The following is a 17,242-nucleotide window of genomic DNA, read 5'->3' on the forward strand; positions in this document are numbered from 1 at the left end:
TACATGTGGGCGGACGACGACAAGCAGTACCCCGACGCCCGCATCATCTTCGTCGACACCGAAGCCTCCAACTGGACCTTCGACCCCGTCCGCAAGCAGTACTTCTGGCACCGCTTCTTCTCCCACCAACCGGACCTCAACTACGAGAACCCGGCCGTCCAGGAGGAGATCCTCTCGGCGCTGAAGTTCTGGCTGGACCTGGGCATCGACGGCTTCCGCCTGGATGCGGTCCCGTACCTCTTCGCGGCCGAGGGCACCAACTGCGAAAACCTTCCGGCAACGCATGAGTTCCTCCGCCGGGTGCGCAAGGAGATCGACGCCCAGTATCCGGACACGGTGGTGCTGGCGGAGGCGAACCAGTGGCCCGAGGACGTCGTCGACTACTTCGGCGACTTCCAGAGCGGCGGCGACGAATGCCATATGGCATTCCACTTCCCGGTCATGCCCCGGATCTTCATGGCCGTCCGCCGTGAATCCCGCTATCCGGTGTCGGAAATCCTGGCCAAGACCCCGGCGATTCCGTCCGGCTGCCAGTGGGGCATCTTCCTGCGCAACCACGACGAGCTGACCCTGGAAATGGTCACCGACGAGGAACGCGACTACATGTGGGCCGAATACGCGAAGGACCCGCGTATGCGCGCCAACATCGGCATCCGGCGCAGGCTGGCCCCCCTCCTGGACAACGACCGCAACCAGATCGAGCTGTTCACCGCCCTGCTGCTGTCGCTGCCCGGCTCGCCGATCCTGTACTACGGCGACGAGATCGGCATGGGCGACAACATCTGGCTCGGCGACCGCGACGCCGTGCGCACGCCGATGCAGTGGACACCTGATCGCAACGCAGGTTTTTCGTCCTGTGACCCCGGCCGGCTGTCACTGCCGACCATCATGGACCCCGTCTACGGCTACCAGGTCACCAACGTCGAGGCGTCGATGTCGTCGCCCTCCTCGCTGCTGCACTGGACCCGCCGCATGATCGAGATCCGTAAGCAGAACCTGGCGTTCGGCCTCGGCTCGTACCGGGAGTTGCCGTCGTCGAACCCGGCGGTGATCGCGTTCCTGCGCGAGTACGAGGACGACCTCGTCCTGTGCGTGAACAACTTCTCGCGGTTCGCGCAGCCGACGGAACTCGACCTGTCGGCGTTCAATGGGAGGCATCCGGTCGAGCTGTTCGGCGGGGTGCGCTTTCCGGCCGTAGGAGAGCTGCCGTACTTGCTGACGCTGGCGGGGCACGGCTTCTACTGGTTCCGGCTCCGGAAGGACGCCGCCTAGAGGTCCGGCCCTGCGGGGCGGGGCGGTTTCGGTTTCCCCCGCCCCGCCCGGGGCACGCAACAGTGACACCCCGACCACTCCCCGGGGAAAGGAACGTGACGTTATGGCCGAAACTGTCACACTTTCCGGCCGGACCAGTCCCGGTCCCGGCCTCCTCGCCTCGCTCGACCCGCTCCTGCGGGACTGGCTGCCGAGACAGCGGTGGTTCGCGGGCAAGGGCCGTCCCGTCACCGGTTTCTCACTGGTGGCGGCCACCGAACTCCTTCCGGCGGACGGCCCGCTGGGCCTCTACCACCTCCTGGTCCGCGCCCACCAGTCACCCGCGCCGGGCGACTGCTACCAACTGCTCATAGGCGTGCGCGAGGCGTTGCCACCCCGGCTCGCGCCCGCGCTGATCGGACATGTGGAGGAGGGCCCGCTCGCCGGTCGCACGGTGTACGAGGCCCTGTACGACACCCGGCCCGCCGAGGTGCTCCTGGAGGCGCTGCGCACCCAGGCCCGCATCGGCGGGCTGCGCTTCGAACGGGCCCCGGGCGGCCCGGAGATCCGGCCCGGTCTGGTGCCGCGCCTGATGACCGCCGAGCAGTCCAACTCGTCCGTCGTCTACGGCGATACGTTCATCCTGAAGCTGCTGCGCCGGATCGTCCCCGGCACCAACCCCGACCTGGAACTCCCGCTGGCCCTCGCCCTGGAAGGCTGCCCCCGGGTGCCCGCGCCGACGGCGTGGCTGCGGGCGGAGTCCGCCGAGGAGCCGTATGTCCTCGGGGTGCTCCAGCCCTTCGTGCAGGGCGCGGCCGACGGCTGGGAACTGGCGCTGCGCGAGCTGGCCAAGGGCGAGGACTTCGGCGCGGAGGCGCGGGCGCTGGGCCGCGCGACGGCCGAGGTGCATGTGGCGCTGGCTCGGGCGCTGCCCACGGTGACCCTGGGCCATGCCCAACTCCAGCTCCTGGTCACCGGCATGAGCGAACGCCTCGACGCGGCGGCGCAGGCCGTCCCCGCGCTACGGCCGTACGCCCCCGGCCTGCACTCGGCGTTCTCGGCGCTGGCCGACCTGGCGGCCGAAGGGCACACCTGGACCGCGCAGCGCATCCACGGCGATCTGCATCTGGGCCAGTGCCTGTACTCGCCCTCCGGGGAATGGTCGCTGATCGACTTCGAGGGCGAGCCGTCCCGGCCCCTGGCGGAGCGCCGTATGCCCCAGCCTCCGGTGCGGGACATCGCGGGGATGCTCCGTTCCTTCGACTACGCGGCCCACTCGGAGACCCCGCCTGCACGGGACTGGGCGGGGACGTGCAGGGCGGCGTACTGCTCCGGGTACGCGGAGATCACCGGCGTGGACCCCCGCACCGATCCCGTCCTGCTCCGGGCCTACGAGACCGACAAGGCGATCTACGAGGTCCTCTACGAAGCCCGGCACCGCCCCGACTGGCTCCCGGTCCCCCTGTCGGCAGTGCGCCGCCTCGCCGGCCCCACCACCTGACCCACCTCGTCCAGGAGGCTCCCCCCGTGACCCCGCGCCCCCCGTCCAACGGTCCGGATCCCAAGAAGCCGGCCGAGGAGCAGAGCACCACCGAGCAGTCGCCGACGCCCCTCAAGAAGAAGCACGGCGGCAGCGCGAAGAAGAAGGCCGCGGCGGAGCGGGCCAGGACCACCGGAGCGACGACGAAGAAGGCCTTGGCGAAGAAGGCCGGGGCGAAGAAGAGCGCGGGGAAGCAGGGCGTGGGGAAGAAGAGCGGCGCGGAGAAGAAGGCCTCGGCCAAGAGCATGGCGAAGAACGCGGCCAAGAACGCGGCCGGGAAGACGACGACGTCCGTGACCGAGAAGAAGGGCACGCGGAAGACGATGACCGCCGACACCCCCACCCCTCCCCCCGTCCCCGTCTCCCCGGAGATCGCCGTGTCACCCGCGCTCGACGCCATCGACCGCGAGCGTCTGCTCCACGGAACCCACCACGCCCCGCACTCCGTGCTGGGCGGCCACCCGGTCCCCGGCGGGGTCGCGTTCCGGGTGTTCCGGCCGTTCGCGCTGGGCGTGAGTGTCGTGACCGGGGAGTCGACGGCCGAGTTGCACGACGACGGGAACGGGTTCTTCTCGGGGCTGCTCCCCCTGCTGGGCGTGCCGGAGTACCGGCTTCTCGTGACGTACGAGGGGAGTGCGCAGGAGGTCGAGGACGCCTACCGTTTCCTGCCCGCGCTCGGTGATCTGGACCTGCATCTGATCGGCGAGGGCCGACACGAGGAGCTGTGGCAGGCGCTCGGGGCGCGGCCGATGACACACCAGGGCGTCACCGGCACCCGCTTCACCGTGTGGGCGCCGGACGCCCGGGGCGTACGGCTGGCCGGCACCTTCAACTTCTGGGACGGGACCGGCGCCCCGATGCGCTCGCTCGGCGGCACCGGTGTCTGGGAGCTGTTCGTGCCGGGCATCGGCGAGGGCGAGCTGTACAAGTTCGAGATCACCCGGCCCGACGGTTCCAAGACCCTGCGCGCCGACCCGATGGCCCGCCGCACCGAGGTCCCGCCGAACACGTCCTCGATCGTGGACGCCTCGCACTACGAGTGGGGCGACGAGGAGTGGCTCGCCGCACGCGCCGAACTCCCCACCCACCAGGCGCCCCTTTCCGTCTACGAGATCCATCTCGCCTCCTGGCGCCCCGGTCTGACGTATCGCCAGATAGCCGAGCAACTCCCCGCCTACGTAAGGGACTTGGGCTTCACCCACGTCGAGCTGATGCCGGTCGCCGAGCACCCCTTCGGCGGTTCCTGGGGCTACCAGGTCACCGGTTTCTACGCGCCGACCGCACGCCTGGGCACCCCGGACGACTTCAAGTTCCTGGTCGACGCGCTGCATCAGGCCGGCATCGGCGTCATCATGGACTGGGTGCCCGCCCATTTCCCGCGCGACGACTGGGCGTTGGCCGAGTTCGACGGACGCCCGCTGTACGAGCACGAGGACCCGCTCCGGGCCGCGCACCCCGACTGGGGCACCCTGGAGTTCGACTTCGGCCGCCGTGAGGTGCGCAACTTCCTGGTGGCGAACGCCGTCTACTGGTGCGAGGAGTTCCACATCGACGGCCTGCGCGTGGACGCGGTCGCCTCGATGCTCTACCTCGACTACTCCCGCGAGCCGGGCCAGTGGACCCCGAACGAGCACGGCGGCCGGGAGAACCTCGACGCGGTCGCCTTCCTCCAGGAGATGAACGCGACGGTGTACCGCAGGGTGCCCGGCGTGGTCACGATCGCCGAGGAATCCACCGCGTGGGACGGCGTGACCCGGCCCACCGACACCGGAGGTCTCGGCTTCGGCCTGAAGTGGAACATGGGCTGGATGCACGACTCGCTCGACTACATGTCGCACGAGCCGTTCCACCGCAAGCACCACCACGGCGAGATGACGTTCTCGATGGTGTACGCGTACAGCGAGAACTACGTCCTGCCGATCTCGCACGACGAAGTGGTCCACGGCAAACGCTCGTTGGTCTCGAAGATGCCCGGCGACTGGTGGCAACAACGCGCCAACCTCAGGGCCTACCTCGCCTTCATGTGGGCCCACCCGGGCAAGCAACTCCTCTTCATGGGCCAGGAGTTCGCCCAGGGCGCCGAGTGGTCCGAGACCCACGGCCCCGACTGGTGGCTCCTCGACCCGGCCTACGGCGCCGAAGCCGACCACCGGGGCGTACGCGACCTGGTCCGCGACCTCAACACGGTGTACCGCCACACCCCGGCCCTGTGGCAGCTCGACACAGACCCCGCAGGCTTCCAATGGATCACCGGCGACGCGGCCGAGGACAACGTCTTCGCATTCCTTCGGTACGACGCCGACGGCTCCCCCCTCCTCGCCGTCAGCAACCTCTCCCCCGTCGTCCGCCACGACTACCGCCTCGGCATCCCCGACGACATCCCGGCCTGGCACGAAGCCCTCAACACCGACACCGCCGCCTACGGCGGCAGCGACGTCACCAACCCGGCCCCCGTCAAGCCAGAACCAACGGCATGGCACGGCCGCCCGGCCAGCATCCGACTGACCTTGCCGCCGCTGGCTACGGTCTGGCTGCGGCCGGCCTGACAGGACAGCGCGGCCAAGTGGCGCTGAGACTTGCCTTTCGGATCAGCCTGGCTCGGCAGAGTCGCCCCTCACCGAGGTAGAGATCGTCGAGGCGGAACAGAAACTCGGCGGGTCTTTTGCCGAGGAGTACCGGTCCTGTCTCTGCGAGGTGAGCGCGGGAGAGGCGCCCTCCCGTCTTGAGCGGAGCGGGCGCGGCTGGTGGTGGGACGGGAACGATGAGGAGCGGCGTGCGCTGCTGCCCATTTCCTAGTTCCTGCGACCGGATCGCCCCGCTCCTCTTGGACCACTTCGGCGGCGCCCCACCCATCCGATTCAGGGAATGGCTGGACCGCTGTTCATGGGCCCTGTTGCCGCCGGACTGGAGGCCACCCCTTCCACGGTCTCCTGTCGTTCACCGCTAGGCGGAGTGAGTTCGTAGCACCGCCCTCGCCGCCACTCCTTTCAGTGTCGGATGCTGTTTAGCCCGGATCGGGAACTCTCGGAGCGTCGAGCGAGGAAGACGAACTCTCTGCCTGTTCGGTCAGGCGCATCGCGCACGTCCTGCACGACATAGCCGTGCGTGAGCAGGTCCGCCTCGGTCTCCTCACGTTCCCGGAAACGCAGCGTCGAATCTGAGGTCAGCACCTGTCCGTCCGCTGCGAAGACGTACGTCCCTCGGAAGGTCACCAGGGGCAGGTCCACCTCGATCAACTGGACCCAGCTCTCGACTGGGCCGACGCCCGGGATCTCCGTCACGCGGTAGGAGTTCTCTTGCGTCCACTCTTCCCAGGCACGACTGGCCGGATCACGGGTCTCGAAGACCAGCAGGCCGCCGGGCCGGAGCGCCTCGTAGGCTCCACGCAGCGTCTTCTGCCAGGTGTCCTGGTCAACGATGGCCTGGGCGACATTCGCCGTCATCGCCACGAGGTCGACCCGTAGTGGCGGGAGAACTGTCGCGTCGCCGCTGATCCAGCGCACCCGCTCAGCGCCCGGTTTAGCCCGGGCGATGTCGATGGACGCCTGAGCGGGATCGACGCCGACCACATCGACACCACGGTCGGCCAGCAGGAGCGCGAACACCCCTGTGCCGCAGCCGATGTCCAGAACCCGGCACACCCCGAACTCGTCCACTATGCGGAGATAGGGGTCGAGATCGTTGCGGTCGGTGTCGAGTGGATCGTAGATCGCAGCGAGTCGCGGATGCCCGAAGCAGTCATCAACCATGCAGCCGAACGTACCCAGGGCCGCCCCCGATGGGGAATCCGGACATCCTGGTTGTCGAGGACGTAGTGCCGAGTCTCCGGGGGCCATGTGAGCCTTTCTGGTGATCACCCTTCTGTGGCACAGAACACTCACCACCGCAGCCCCAAGGGGGTTAATAGAACAAGTTCAGATACTGCACATTTTCCACACTGTCAGTATCGAGCAATTATCGACTAACTCCGAAATAACGGAGATCCACCACTCAGCTCAACCCCATGCTCTGCTTACCCATCCCGAGGGATCAAGTATGGGAGCACTGATCGTGGCTGACGCTTTCGATTACGTCATGCAATATGTTTCACGCGCCTGCGGTGAAGAACCGATTTGCGTTCACGCGGGCGACTCAAAGCGCTGCGAAATCACACGCCACCCCAAGTATGGCGCTTTTCGCGCCAGCGCTACCATGATAAAAGGACAGCCCAAACCGTCTCGCCTATGGGAATCGATGGTAGCGATGGGACGACTCCATGACATGCGCGGCAATGACAAGTGGCGCATGATTGTTTTGGATTGCGTCATGGCCTCACTCCATGGACGCTCCGTCCGAATCTCTCGGGATCTTTACGTAGACCTGTCGGACGTACGCTCCGACATGTTCGAGGCAGGCCTCACCATCTGGACAGAAACAGTTCAAGGTGTACCTCCTCGTGACGTACCCGTACTCATGCGAAAGGCAGCGATCCGAGCCGCCTACCAGCGGGCCACGGATCAGACCCGCGAGACCGTCATCGAACGTCCGGAGGACTTCCTCGAAACCGCTGACACTCCGGAACTGCCGGGTCTCAAACCGTCTTCGATCATTCATAACACCGACCCGCGAGATCCGGCTGTTGCCGAACAGATTCGAGGTGAGCGGAACGGTGCACTATTTCACAAGCACAACTGTATGGACGCCGCCACCCGCTTTCACGACGACCTGCGCGCCGGCCGTCGGCCGGACGTGATATCACGGGCCTCGAACGCACCCATGCTGGCCCGCAGCAGCCTGCTCGGATCAAGCCACTACTACTACATCTCCGACTTCTTTCCATCGTTCATCGGGATCTCCGCCGCAGCAGAAGCATTGGGAATCACTGAATCTGCTGCCTACCAGATGGTCAGGAAGGGTACTTTTCCCTGTCCGCACACTCGTATGGGCCGAAGTCTCAAGGTTCACGTGCCTCCCTTGATGCACTACATGAACATTCCGGATGCAATAGTTCATCCTGACGACGTGGAGAACGGTGCAGCCCACGCCAGCGGACTGACGAAGCAGTGGCGCGTTCCTCGACCGCTGTACTGAACTTGATTGGGTGATGTCGGAGCCGTTCGCCTGACGGCGGCCGGTCCGCTCCGGTAGCCGTGGACCGTGAGATACGCACAGGGCGGCGGGTTGACCGACGCCGGGAGAGCCGCGCGGGAGTGCGTCCGGCTTCAGGCCGTGGAACGATTCGAAGACGGGCGGAAGAACAGGGAGATCGCTGCCGCGTTGCGGGTCAGCGAGCGGTCCGTGGAGCGGTGGCGCCGCCAGTGGCGCGAGCGCGGCGAAGCGGGGGTCCTGTCGAAGGGATCGCCTGGGCGACCGAGGCTCAACGAGAAACAGATCGTCAGGCTGGAACGGGAGTTGGGACGCGGGCCGTTGGTCCACGGCTGGGCCGACCAGCGGTGGACACTGGTGCGGATCAAGACGCTGATCGGCCGGCTGTTCCACGTGAGCTTCACGGTGGAGGGCACCTGGCTGCTGCTGAAGCGGCACGGCTGGTCCTGGCAGCAGCCGGCCCGCCGGGCGATCGAGCGCGACGACCAGGCGGTCGAGGTGTGGAAGAAGGAGATCTGGCCGCTGGTAAGAGCACCGCGGCGGCGTGCAACGGCTGGATCGTCTTCGAGGACGAAGCCGGGCAGTCGATGACGCCGCCGCGTGCGAAGAGCTGGGGGCGCAGAGGCTGCACGCCGGTGGTCCGGGTCCGCGGCCGGGGTTCGGGACGGGTGTCCATGGCCGGGCTGACCTGCTACAAGCCGGGGAAGCGCTCCCGGATGTTCTACTCGGTCCGGGAGTACCGAGGCCGCAAGGGCGAGCCGAAGGGCATCGGCTGGCGTGACCTGCGCGACCTGCTGGTCAGGGCCCACATTCAGCTCGGCGGCCCGATCGTGCTCGTGTGGGACAACTTGCGTATGCACCTGGTCGAACCGATGCGCGAGTTCATCGTCGATCACGCGGACTGGCTCACTGTCTTCCAGCTGCCGAGTTACTCGCCGGACCTCAACCCGCAAGAGGGCATCTGGTCGCTGGTCAAGCGCGACATCGGCAACCTCGCCGCAGCCAACCTCGGCCAGATCACCCGCGCCGTCAAGCACAAGCTCAAGCAGATCCAGTACCGCCCGGACCTGGTCGGCGGCTGCCTGGCCGGCACCGGCCTGATCATGGACGGCTGACCGGCATCACGCATACGCCGTTGGGACGAAGTCTCAAGCCGGCGGGATTCCGGCCCGGCCCGGAGAGGGAGACCCAACGTTGTGACAGGTCATGCAGCTGGACACGTAATTCCGTACGAGGTGCAGGGCAGCGGTCCGGAGCGGGTCCTCGCACTCCACCACTGGCTCAGCGACAGATCGAGTTTCGCCGATCTGCGGCGGTACCTGGACGGGAGCGCGTTCAGTTATGCGTTCGTGGACTGCCGTGGGTACGGCGAAGCGATGGACACCACCGGCACGTACACGATGGAGGAGATCGCGGCGGACGCCCTCGCCGTGGCCGACGACCTCGGCTGGAACACCTTCTCGGTCATCGGTCACTCCATGGGCGGCAAGGCGGCCCAGCTGATGTTGCTGGACGCCCCCTCGCGGGTCCGCTCGATCGTCGGCATCTCGCCGGTACCAGCGTCCGGGTTCCCACTTGAAGGGGAGATGTGGGACCTGTTCGTCGGGGCCGTGGAGGATTCCGGCAACCGCAGGACGATCTTCGACGTCACCACCGGCAGCCAGCACGACGATGCATGGCTGGATGCCAGAGTGAGCGGCTCTGAACGCTCCTCGTCGGCGGCCCTGCGCTCGTACCTCGAATCCTGGACTCGTGGCTCCGACATCCACGAGCGGGTCGAGGGAAATCCAACCCCGGTGCTTGTCGTAGCCGGTGCGAACGACCCGGCGATGGGCCCCGAGACCATGCGGTCCACCTGGCTGCAGTGGTATCCGAACGCCGAGCTCGAGGTCTTCGACGACGTCGGCCACTTCGCCCCGGATGAGAGCCCGGAGGCCCTGGCGACAGTGGTCGAAGGATTCCTCGGCCGCTACTGAGTGAATGCGTGATGTCGGCCTGATCATGGACAGCTGATCCCGAACAGGCCGACATCACGCATTCAACTTCAGTAGCGTCCGGCTTGGATCGTCAGTTCCGTCTTCGTTGCCCGCGATGCCGCGGCCGGGACAGCGAAGACGGCCGGCCCACGCAGCCCGACGCCTGCTCAGAGTTCCGTCAGCGCCTTTGGTAGCGCCCCGGTGTGAAGTACCCCAAGCCGCTGGGTCGCCCGAGTCAGCGCCACATACAGGTCGCTCGTGCCGTACCGCCCCGGCTCGACCACGAGTACGGAGTCGAACTCCAACCCCTTGGCCTGTCGTGGGTCGAGCAGGACGACGGTCTGGGTCAGGTCCGGTTCGGTGCCTGCGGTGACGCCGTCCAGGTGCGCGGCCAGCCTGCGGTGCAGGTCGCGTGGGGCGATGACGGCGAGGCGGCCCTCGGTGGGGGTGAGTTCGGCGACCGCCTTGGCGACGGCGCCGGGGAGGTCGTCGGTGGCGCGGACCCAGGGTCGTACACCTGTGGACCGTACCGAACTCGGCGGTTCGAAGGCCGGGTTCTCGGCGCGGACGACGGCCGCCGCGAGGTCCATGATCTCGGCGGGGGTGCGGTAGTTGACGCCGAGGCGGGTGTGGCTGAAGCGGTCCTCGACGTAGGGGGCGAGGATCTCCGACCAGGAGCCGACACCGGCCGGCTCGGCGGTCTGGGCCGGGTCGCCGACCAGGGTCATCGAGCGGGTGGGGCTGCGGCGCATCAGCAACCGCCAGGCCATCGGGGAGAGTTCCTGTGCCTCGTCGACGATGATGTGGCCGAAGGCCCAGGTACGGTCGGCCGCCGCGCGCTCGGCGGCGCTGCGGTGGTCCTCCTCCTCGTGCCGCTCGGCGAAGCGCTCGGCGTCGATGATGTCGTGCGCGGAGAGCACCTCGGAGCCCTCCGGGTCGTCCTCCTCCTTGTCCTCGAACTCGTAGGTCCGGGAGGCGAAGGACACGTCCAACACACCCTGTGCGAAGGACACTTGGTTCTCGCGTTCGCGTTCGGCGCGGGCCCGGGCCACCCGGTCGTCGCGGCCGAGGAGTTCGGCGGCCTCGTCGAGCAGCGGTACGTCCGCCACGGTCCACTCGCGGGTCACCGGGCGGCGGATGGCGTCCGCGTCGTCGTCGGAGACATAACCGACGGGGTCGGCGAGGAAGTCCGCGACGAGGTACTGCGGGGTCAGGCGCGGCCACAACTGGTCGATGGCGGCCCAGACTTCGGGGTTCTCGGCGAGTTCGTCGCGGATCTGCGTGATGTCGCTCGGGTCGAGCAGGTTGCCCCCGTCGAAGGGGTCGGTGCCGATGCGTTCGGCGACCATCTCGGTGAGGGTGTTGAGGATGTGGCCCTCGAAGTGCTCGCGGGCCGCGTTGTGCGGGAGCCGGGCCTCGCGGGTGCGGTCGCGGGCCATCCGGACCAGGCCGTCGTCGAGCATGAGGATCTCGCGGTCGTGCTCGATCGCGATCACCGGGTCGGGCAGCGACTGCCAGTCGCGTACGACGGCGGCGAGCACGTCCGCCATGTCGGCACGGCCCTTCACCGCGGCGGCCGCCCGGCTGTCGGTGGCCGTGGCCTTCACGCCGGGGAAGAGTTCGCCGACCGTCGCGAGGAGGACGCCGGTCTCGCCGAGGGAGGGCAGCACCTCGCCGATGTAGCCGAGGAAGGCGGGGTTCGGGCCGACGATGAGGACGGCCCGTTTCGCCAGCAACTCCCGGTGTTCGTAGAGGAGATACGCGGCCCGGTGCAGCGCGACGGCGGTCTTGCCGGTGCCGGGACCGCCCTCGACGACGAGCACCCCGCGGTGCGGGGCCCGAATGATCTCGTCCTGTTCGGCCTGGATGGTCTGCACGATGTCGCTCATCCGGCCGGTGCGCGCGGAGTTGAGCGCGGCGAGCAGCACGGCGTCGCCGGTCGGGTCCTCGTGGCCGGTGCGGGTGGCGTCGCCGAGGTCGAGGATCTCGTCGTGCAGGGCGGTGACGCGGCGGCCGTCGGTGGTGAGGTGCCGGCGGCGGCGCAGGCCCATCGGGGTGTGGCCGGTGGCGAGGTAGAAGGGGCGGGCGACATCGGCCCGCCAGTCGATCAGGATCGGTGTGAGATCGGAGTTGGCGGCACGGATGCCGATCCGGCCGATGTGGTGCCGGACCCCGGAGGTCAGGTCGATCCGGCCGAAGCAGAGCGAGCCGTCCACGGCGTTCAGCGCGGCGAGCAGCCCCGAGCGCTCGGCGACCAGGATGTCCCGCTCCAGCCGGGCCTGCATGGGCGTGTTGCCCTGCCCGAGCGCGTCCGTGACGGAGTCCTCGGTGGCGCCGCGCAGCGCGTCCACGCGTGCGTACAGACCGTCGATGAATTCCTGCTCACCGTGAATTTCATCGCTGTTTGACAATTCCACTCCCGGACATATATACTGTGCTCACTGAACCTCTTCGCGACTCAATTCCCGCGAAGTCGCGAACCATTGAATATACGCAAAGAAATCCCCCGAGCGCAATTGCTCAGGGGATTTTCTCGTTCCAGGACTCTCGCGTCAGCGGCTCAGATCACGTCGTCCAGTTCCGCCAGCAGTCGGCGCTTGGGCCGCGCTCCCACCATGGACTTCACCGGCTCACCACCCCGGAAGACCATGAACGTGGGCATCGAGAGAACCTTGTAGGCGTTGGTGATCTCCGGATTCTGGTCCACGTTCAACTGCACCACCTTCAGCCGGTCCGCCTCCTCGGCGGCGAGGGCCCGCAGTACCGGCCCCATCTGCCGGCACGGCGGACACCAGTCCGCCGTGAACTCCACCAGCACCGGCAGCTCCGCCCCGATCACCTCGGCCGCGAAATTCTCGTCCGTCACATCGATCACAGGTCCCGCCCTCCCAGTTCGCACAACGGTGATGGCTCCTCGACCGACGCCAGCCGCACCCCGATCTCCGCCCGCACCGCCTGCAACTCCCCGATCAGGGAATCCAGTTCGGCCAGCTTCCGCCGGTAGACCGCGAGCGACGCCGGGCACGAGTCCCCTTCCGGATGCCCGGCCCGCAGACACTCCACGAAGGGCCGCGTCTCCTCCAGGTCGAACCCGAAGTCCTGCAAGGTCCTGATCTGCCGCAGCAGCTTCAGATCCCCCTCGTCGTACGTCCGATACCCGTTCCCCCCGCGCCGCGCGGGCAGCAACCCCCGCGACTCGTAGTACCGCAACGCCCGCGTGGTGGTCCCGGCCCGCGCGGCCAGCTCGCCGATTCGCATGCCTACGACGGTAATCCTTGACGCGGGCGTCAAGGCAACGCCGGGAAACGGGACATGGGGCCGGCTAGGACTCCTCGGAAGGTGGACGTACCCCGAGCAACCGCCGCGTCAACTGGTCCCGGTCGGACAGGAGTTCGTCGAGGGCCGCGCGGACGTCGGCCGGTTCGGTGCGCGGCGACTCGCGTTCCGCCGCGATCAGCACGGACCGGCGTACCAGTTCCTTCGTGAAGGACGCCGTCGTGCCCTCCGTGCGGGAGACGACCTCCTCGGTCACCTCTTCGCCGAGGTCGAGGCCGGTGCCGTAGAGGTCGAGGAGGCGGGCGCGGCCCGGGGCGTCCGGGAGGGGGATCTCGACGGCCAGGTCGACTCGGCCGGGGCGTTGGATCAGAGCCGGTTCGAGGAGGTCGGCGCGGTTGGTGGTGAGGAGGAAGGCCACGTCGGCGTCGTCGCTCAGGCCGTCCATCTCGTTCAACACCTGGAAGAGCAGGGGCTGTTCGCCGCCATGGTCGCGGGCCTCGGCGATCAGGTCGCAGTCCTCCAGGACGACGAGCGCGGGCTGGAGCATCCGGGCCAGCGCACAGGCGGGACCGATGGCATCGATGCTCGTACCGGAGAGGACGACGACCGTGAACTGCGGGAGGTGGGAGAGGAGATAGCGGATCGTGTGGGTCTTGCCGGTGCCGGGCGGGCCGTAGAGGAGGAGACCTCGGCGCAAGTGCTGGCCGGCCGCGCGGAGTTGGGCGCGGCGGCGGGCCACGCCGACGACCTGGCGTTCGACACGCTCCAGGAGTCCCTCGGGGAGGACGATGTCGTCCCGGGTCAGCGCGGGGCGGCGGTGGAAGCGGAACGGGCCGAGGCCCTGGCCGAATTCGGAGCCCTCGAAGGACAGCACCTGGCCGCGGAAGATGTTGTGCTCAAGCACCAGTGCGTCGATCTCGGCGAGCAGTCGGTCCGCGAACTCCTTGTCCCGCGCGAGGACTTCGATCTCGACCTTGTCGCGCCCGTATTCGTCGGCCGGTCCGCGCAGCAGTACCGCGAACCGGTCGTCGCCGTCCGCGCCGAGGTAGAACCCGCAGGAGACACAGGCGAGTTCGGCGTCGGGCGAGACCGGCAGCTGCGCGTAGTCGACGGCGCCGATCGTGAACCGGTCGTGCCGGTCGGCGGCTTCGAGGATGTCGCCGAGCGTGAGATCACCGCGGTTCTGCGCGCCCCGCATGCCGACCAGTTCGTAGGAACGGCCGTCCGCGGCGAACCAGTTCTCCAGCGCGAGATGCACGTTGGGGAGGTCGTAGGGCGGATACGCGGCCTTGACGACGGGCCGGTCGGCGGGCGCGGTGCCGAGGTGGTCGCACAGACGCTTGGTGAGGTTGCGGGCGTGGTCGTCGTCCGTGCGTTTCGGGCGGGCCACGGCGGCGAGGAACTCGTGGAACAGGACGCCGATCTGCTCCATCGACAGCGGTGAGGGCTCGCGTCCGGCCCCGTACCGGCGCTCGTACTCCGCCGCGCTGACGATCTCCACTCCGCCCGGTTCGCCCATGTCCGCCTCCATAGTTCCGATGTGTCGGACCAGGGTGTCAGACCATGACCCCCGCGGACGTCTCCACCTCCAGCAAGGACGCGCTCTCGCGCTCCTCGTCGAAGGCCTTGCGGCCGCCGCGCAGGCCGAACAGCCGCTTGGCGAGGGCGATGTAGAGGACGGCGAGGACGTTGAGGACGAGGGTGGCGATCTTCAACCAGCTGATGTGTTCGGTGAGTTCGTAGATCTCCAGCGGCAGGAACGCGGCGGTGGCGACCACCGTCAGATACTCCGCCCAGCGCTTGGCGTACCAGAGGCCGCCGGCCTCGACGAGTTCGATCAGCGCGTACGCCAGCAGCAGTACGGCGACCAGGACCAGCGTGGAGTGCTTGTAGCCGAAGGTCTTCTGGATGGAGCCGACGACGGGCGAGTGGTCGAGGTCGTAGTGGAAGTGCTTGAAGACCGGGCGGAAGACGTCCAGGTAGTCGTCGAAGAGCTTGCGCACCGAGTCCTGGCTGTTGCTGAACTTCCACACCGCGGCGGCCACCAGCACGATGAACACTCCGCGCACGGCCCGCTCGATCGCCAGGAACCGCAGGATGAACAGATCCCGCAGCACCTTCCCGCGCGGCACCAGCGGGGCGTGCTCGGCGGGCCCCGACCCGTGCGGGTCGCCGAGCACGAAGTCGCCGCAGCGCAGACACCGCCACGCCGTCCCGAGCCCGGTCTCGGCCCGCAGCCGCTCCCGTAGCGCCGTCTCGTCGGGCGCGTACGTCACGTGCCCGTGCCGTGCGCAGTGCCGCCGGTCCCAGTCGATCTTCATGCCCATGGCCCCCGTGACTCCCACCGAAACGCGTCGTGCCGTGCCGCGCCGAAGGTTTCCGGCACGGCACGGCACGCTAGTGCATCCGCTTGAACGAGGGGGAGGTGGACCGGGCGGCTGAGCGACGGGGGGACACCCAGCCGCCCGGAATCCCTGAGGCGTCCGGACCGAGTTCAGGTGGGTCCGGGCGCCCCGCCGGTGGGGCCGGTCAGGCCTTGGCGAGTTCCTTCTCGCCACCGTGCTCGATACCGCCCTGCTCGGGCACCACGTCGAGGTGCTCCTCGCCCTCCTTCTCGTCGAGCAACGTCGTCTCGTCGAAGGGCAGTTCACCCGCGAGGACCCGGTTCACCCGCTCCTTGTCGACCTGGCCGGTCCAGGTGCCGATGAGCAGCGTGGCGACGGCGTTGCCCGCGAAGTTGGTGACGGCGCGGGCCTCGCTCATGAAGCGGTCGATGCCGATGATCAGGCCGACACCGTCGACCAGGGCCGGCTTGTGCGACTGCAGACCACTGGCCAGTACGGCGATACCGGAGCCGGAGACGCCGGCCGCGCCCTTGGAGGCGACCATCATGAAGAGCAGCAGGCCGATCTGCTGGCCGATGTTCATCGGCTGGTCCATGGCGTCGGCGATGAACAGCGAGGCCATGGTCAGGTAGATCATCGTGCCGTCGAGGTTGAAGGAGTAGCCGGTCGGCACGGTGATACCGACGACCGGGCGGCCGACACCCAGGTGCTCCATCTTCGCGATGAGCCGCGGCAGCGCGGACTCGGAGGAGGAGGTGGAGACGATCAGCAGGAACTCGCGGCCGAGGTACTTCAGCAGCTGGAAGAGGTTGACCTTGGCGACCAGCTTGGTCAGCGTGCCGAGCACGATCACGACGAACAGGAAACAGGTGATGTAGAAGCCGGCCATGATCGTGCCCAGTGCCTTGAGCGCGTCCATGCCGGTCTCGCCGATCACCGCGGCCATCGCGCCGAAGGCACCGACGGGCGCGGCCCACATGATCATGCCGAGGATGCGGAAGACCAGCTTCTGGATGTACTCGACCCCACGCAGCACCGGCTCGCCGGTCCGGCCCATGGCCTGCAGCGCGAAGCCCGCGAGGAGCGCGATCAGCAGCGTCTGGAGGACCTCGCCCTCGGTGAACGCCGACACGAAGGTGGTCGGGATGATCCCGAGCAGGAAGTCGACCGGGCCCTCGGCGGCGGCCTGGGCCTGCGTGTGTCCGACACCCTTGACGGCCGCGGTGATGTGCATGCCGCTGCCCGGGTGGATGATGTTGCCGACCACCAGGCCGATGGCCAGCGCCACGAACGACATCGCGATGAAGTAGCCGAGCGCGAGCCCGCCGACCTTGCCGACCTGCGCGGCCTTCCGTACGGAGCCGACGCCGAGCACGATCGTGCAGAAGATGATCGGAGCGATCATCATCTTGATCAGCGCGACGAAGCCGGTACCGAGCGGCTTCAGCTCCTTGGCGAAGTCCGGCGCGGCGAACCCGACGATGATGCCGAGAGCGACGGCGACGAGCACCGCGAGGTAGAGGTAGTGGGTACGGTCCCGCTTCGCGCGGGGTGCTGCGGGTGCGGCAGGTGCGGGTGCGGGGGTGCTGGCCACGGCTGCCCTCCTTGACGACGTCGTCGGCATCATCCGGCGTGCGGCTCACGACCGGCGGAACCCGGGGTGCGAGTGCGGCTCACGTCCGGGGGTTGCGGTGACTATCTCCCGGCTTGTGAGGGCGGTCACCCTTGCGTTCATTTAGTTCATCCTTAACCGGAGGGGCACACTGACG

General features: G+C 68.0%; 14 protein-coding genes. 7 read left to right on the forward strand and 7 right to left on the reverse strand.

What is annotated here, in order from left to right; translation table 11 throughout:
• The 3 genes from treS to glgB all read left to right on the forward strand — a co-directional run.
• On the forward strand, positions 1-1,272 hold a 1,272-nt coding region (gene treS / locus ABZT04_RS31365; protein WP_356060352.1), incomplete at its 5' end, for a maltose alpha-D-glucosyltransferase.
• 103 nt (positions 1,273-1,375) lie between these two features.
• Entirely contained in the window at positions 1,376-2,752 is a 1,377-nt protein-coding gene (locus ABZT04_RS31370) for a maltokinase (protein ID WP_356060353.1), read from the forward strand.
• Positions 2,753-2,778: 26 nt separating this feature from the next.
• On the forward strand, positions 2,779-5,337 hold the full coding sequence (gene glgB, locus ABZT04_RS31375) for a 1,4-alpha-glucan branching enzyme (RefSeq protein WP_356060354.1): 2,559 nt from the start codon (positions 2,779-2,781) through the stop codon (positions 5,335-5,337).
• A gap of 441 nt (positions 5,338-5,778) precedes the next feature.
• Here the strand turns inward: glgB and ABZT04_RS31380 are convergent, their stop codons facing one another.
• A complete protein-coding gene (locus tag ABZT04_RS31380) occupies positions 5,779-6,540 on the reverse strand; it encodes a class I SAM-dependent methyltransferase (protein ID WP_356060355.1) in 762 nt (253 codons plus the stop codon).
• Between the two features lie 286 nt (positions 6,541-6,826).
• Between ABZT04_RS31380 and ABZT04_RS31385 the strand changes: the two genes are divergently transcribed.
• The 4 genes from ABZT04_RS31385 to ABZT04_RS31400 all read left to right on the forward strand — a co-directional run bounded on the left by ABZT04_RS31385 (position 6,827) and on the right by ABZT04_RS31400 (position 9,852).
• The gene (locus ABZT04_RS31385; protein WP_356060356.1) at positions 6,827-7,861 is read left to right on the forward strand and encodes a hypothetical protein; all 1,035 of its coding nucleotides are present in this window, start codon (positions 6,827-6,829) and stop codon (positions 7,859-7,861) included.
• 66 nt (positions 7,862-7,927) lie between these two features.
• Entirely contained in the window at positions 7,928-8,467 is a 540-nt protein-coding gene (locus tag ABZT04_RS31390) for a winged helix-turn-helix domain-containing protein (protein ID WP_356060357.1), read from the forward strand.
• Positions 8,464-8,991, forward strand: a complete 528-nt coding sequence (locus ABZT04_RS31395) for a transposase (protein WP_356060430.1) — start codon at positions 8,464-8,466, stop codon at positions 8,989-8,991. Before ABZT04_RS31390 ends, ABZT04_RS31395 begins: the two co-directional genes overlap by 4 nt.
• A gap of 120 nt (positions 8,992-9,111) precedes the next feature.
• The gene (locus tag ABZT04_RS31400) at positions 9,112-9,852 is read left to right on the forward strand and encodes an alpha/beta hydrolase (protein ID WP_356060358.1); all 741 of its coding nucleotides are present in this window, start codon (positions 9,112-9,114) and stop codon (positions 9,850-9,852) included.
• A 167-nt stretch (positions 9,853-10,019) separates the two neighbouring features.
• On the opposite strand, the gene ABZT04_RS31405 is transcribed toward ABZT04_RS31400, so the two are convergent.
• From ABZT04_RS31405 to ABZT04_RS31430, 6 genes are all read right to left on the reverse strand, one after another.
• The gene (locus ABZT04_RS31405; RefSeq protein ID WP_356060431.1) at positions 10,020-12,245 is read right to left on the reverse strand and encodes a UvrD-helicase domain-containing protein; all 2,226 of its coding nucleotides are present in this window, start codon (positions 12,243-12,245) and stop codon (positions 10,020-10,022) included.
• A 167-nt stretch (positions 12,246-12,412) separates the two neighbouring features.
• The gene (trxA, locus tag ABZT04_RS31410; protein ID WP_356060359.1) at positions 12,413-12,727 is read right to left on the reverse strand and encodes a thioredoxin; all 315 of its coding nucleotides are present in this window, start codon (positions 12,725-12,727) and stop codon (positions 12,413-12,415) included.
• On the reverse strand, positions 12,724-13,110 hold the full coding sequence (locus tag ABZT04_RS31415) for a MerR family transcriptional regulator (protein ID WP_356060360.1): 387 nt from the start codon (positions 13,108-13,110) through the stop codon (positions 12,724-12,726). The genes trxA and ABZT04_RS31415 overlap by 4 nt, the downstream gene beginning before the upstream one ends.
• Positions 13,111-13,174: 64 nt before the next feature.
• A complete protein-coding gene (locus ABZT04_RS31420; protein WP_356060361.1) occupies positions 13,175-14,647 on the reverse strand; it encodes an ATP-binding protein in 1,473 nt (490 codons plus the stop codon).
• Between the two features lie 37 nt (positions 14,648-14,684).
• Complete coding sequence (locus tag ABZT04_RS31425; protein WP_356060432.1) at positions 14,685-15,449, reverse strand: DUF2127 domain-containing protein; 765 nt, start codon at positions 15,447-15,449, stop codon at positions 14,685-14,687.
• Between the two features lie 208 nt (positions 15,450-15,657).
• On the reverse strand, positions 15,658-17,067 hold the full coding sequence (locus ABZT04_RS31430) for a cation:dicarboxylase symporter family transporter (RefSeq protein ID WP_356060362.1): 1,410 nt from the start codon (positions 17,065-17,067) through the stop codon (positions 15,658-15,660).
• Positions 17,068-17,242 lie beyond the last annotated feature (175 nt).

Source organism: Streptomyces sp. NPDC005492, from assembly GCF_040605995.1.
GTDB lineage: Bacteria > Actinomycetota > Actinomycetes > Streptomycetales > Streptomycetaceae > Streptomyces.

What these genes read in the sequence shown, in the direction of transcription:
- ABZT04_RS31370 (WP_356060353.1), top strand. Translation starts at nt 1,376, where the DNA reads ATGGCCGAAACTGTCACACTTTCCGGCCGGACCAGTCCCGGTCCCGGC.
- ABZT04_RS31380 (WP_356060355.1), bottom strand. Translation starts at nt 6,540, where the DNA reads ATGGTTGATGACTGCTTCGGGCATCCGCGACTCGCTGCGATCTACGAT.
- ABZT04_RS31385 (WP_356060356.1), top strand. Translation starts at nt 6,827, where the DNA reads ATGGGAGCACTGATCGTGGCTGACGCTTTCGATTACGTCATGCAATAT.
- ABZT04_RS31395 (WP_356060430.1), top strand. Translation starts at nt 8,464, where the DNA reads ATGACGCCGCCGCGTGCGAAGAGCTGGGGGCGCAGAGGCTGCACGCCG.
- ABZT04_RS31415 (WP_356060360.1), bottom strand. Translation starts at nt 13,110, where the DNA reads ATGCGAATCGGCGAGCTGGCCGCGCGGGCCGGGACCACCACGCGGGCG.
- ABZT04_RS31420 (WP_356060361.1), bottom strand. Translation starts at nt 14,647, where the DNA reads ATGGGCGAACCGGGCGGAGTGGAGATCGTCAGCGCGGCGGAGTACGAG.
- ABZT04_RS31425 (WP_356060432.1), bottom strand. Translation starts at nt 15,449, where the DNA reads ATGAAGATCGACTGGGACCGGCGGCACTGCGCACGGCACGGGCACGTG.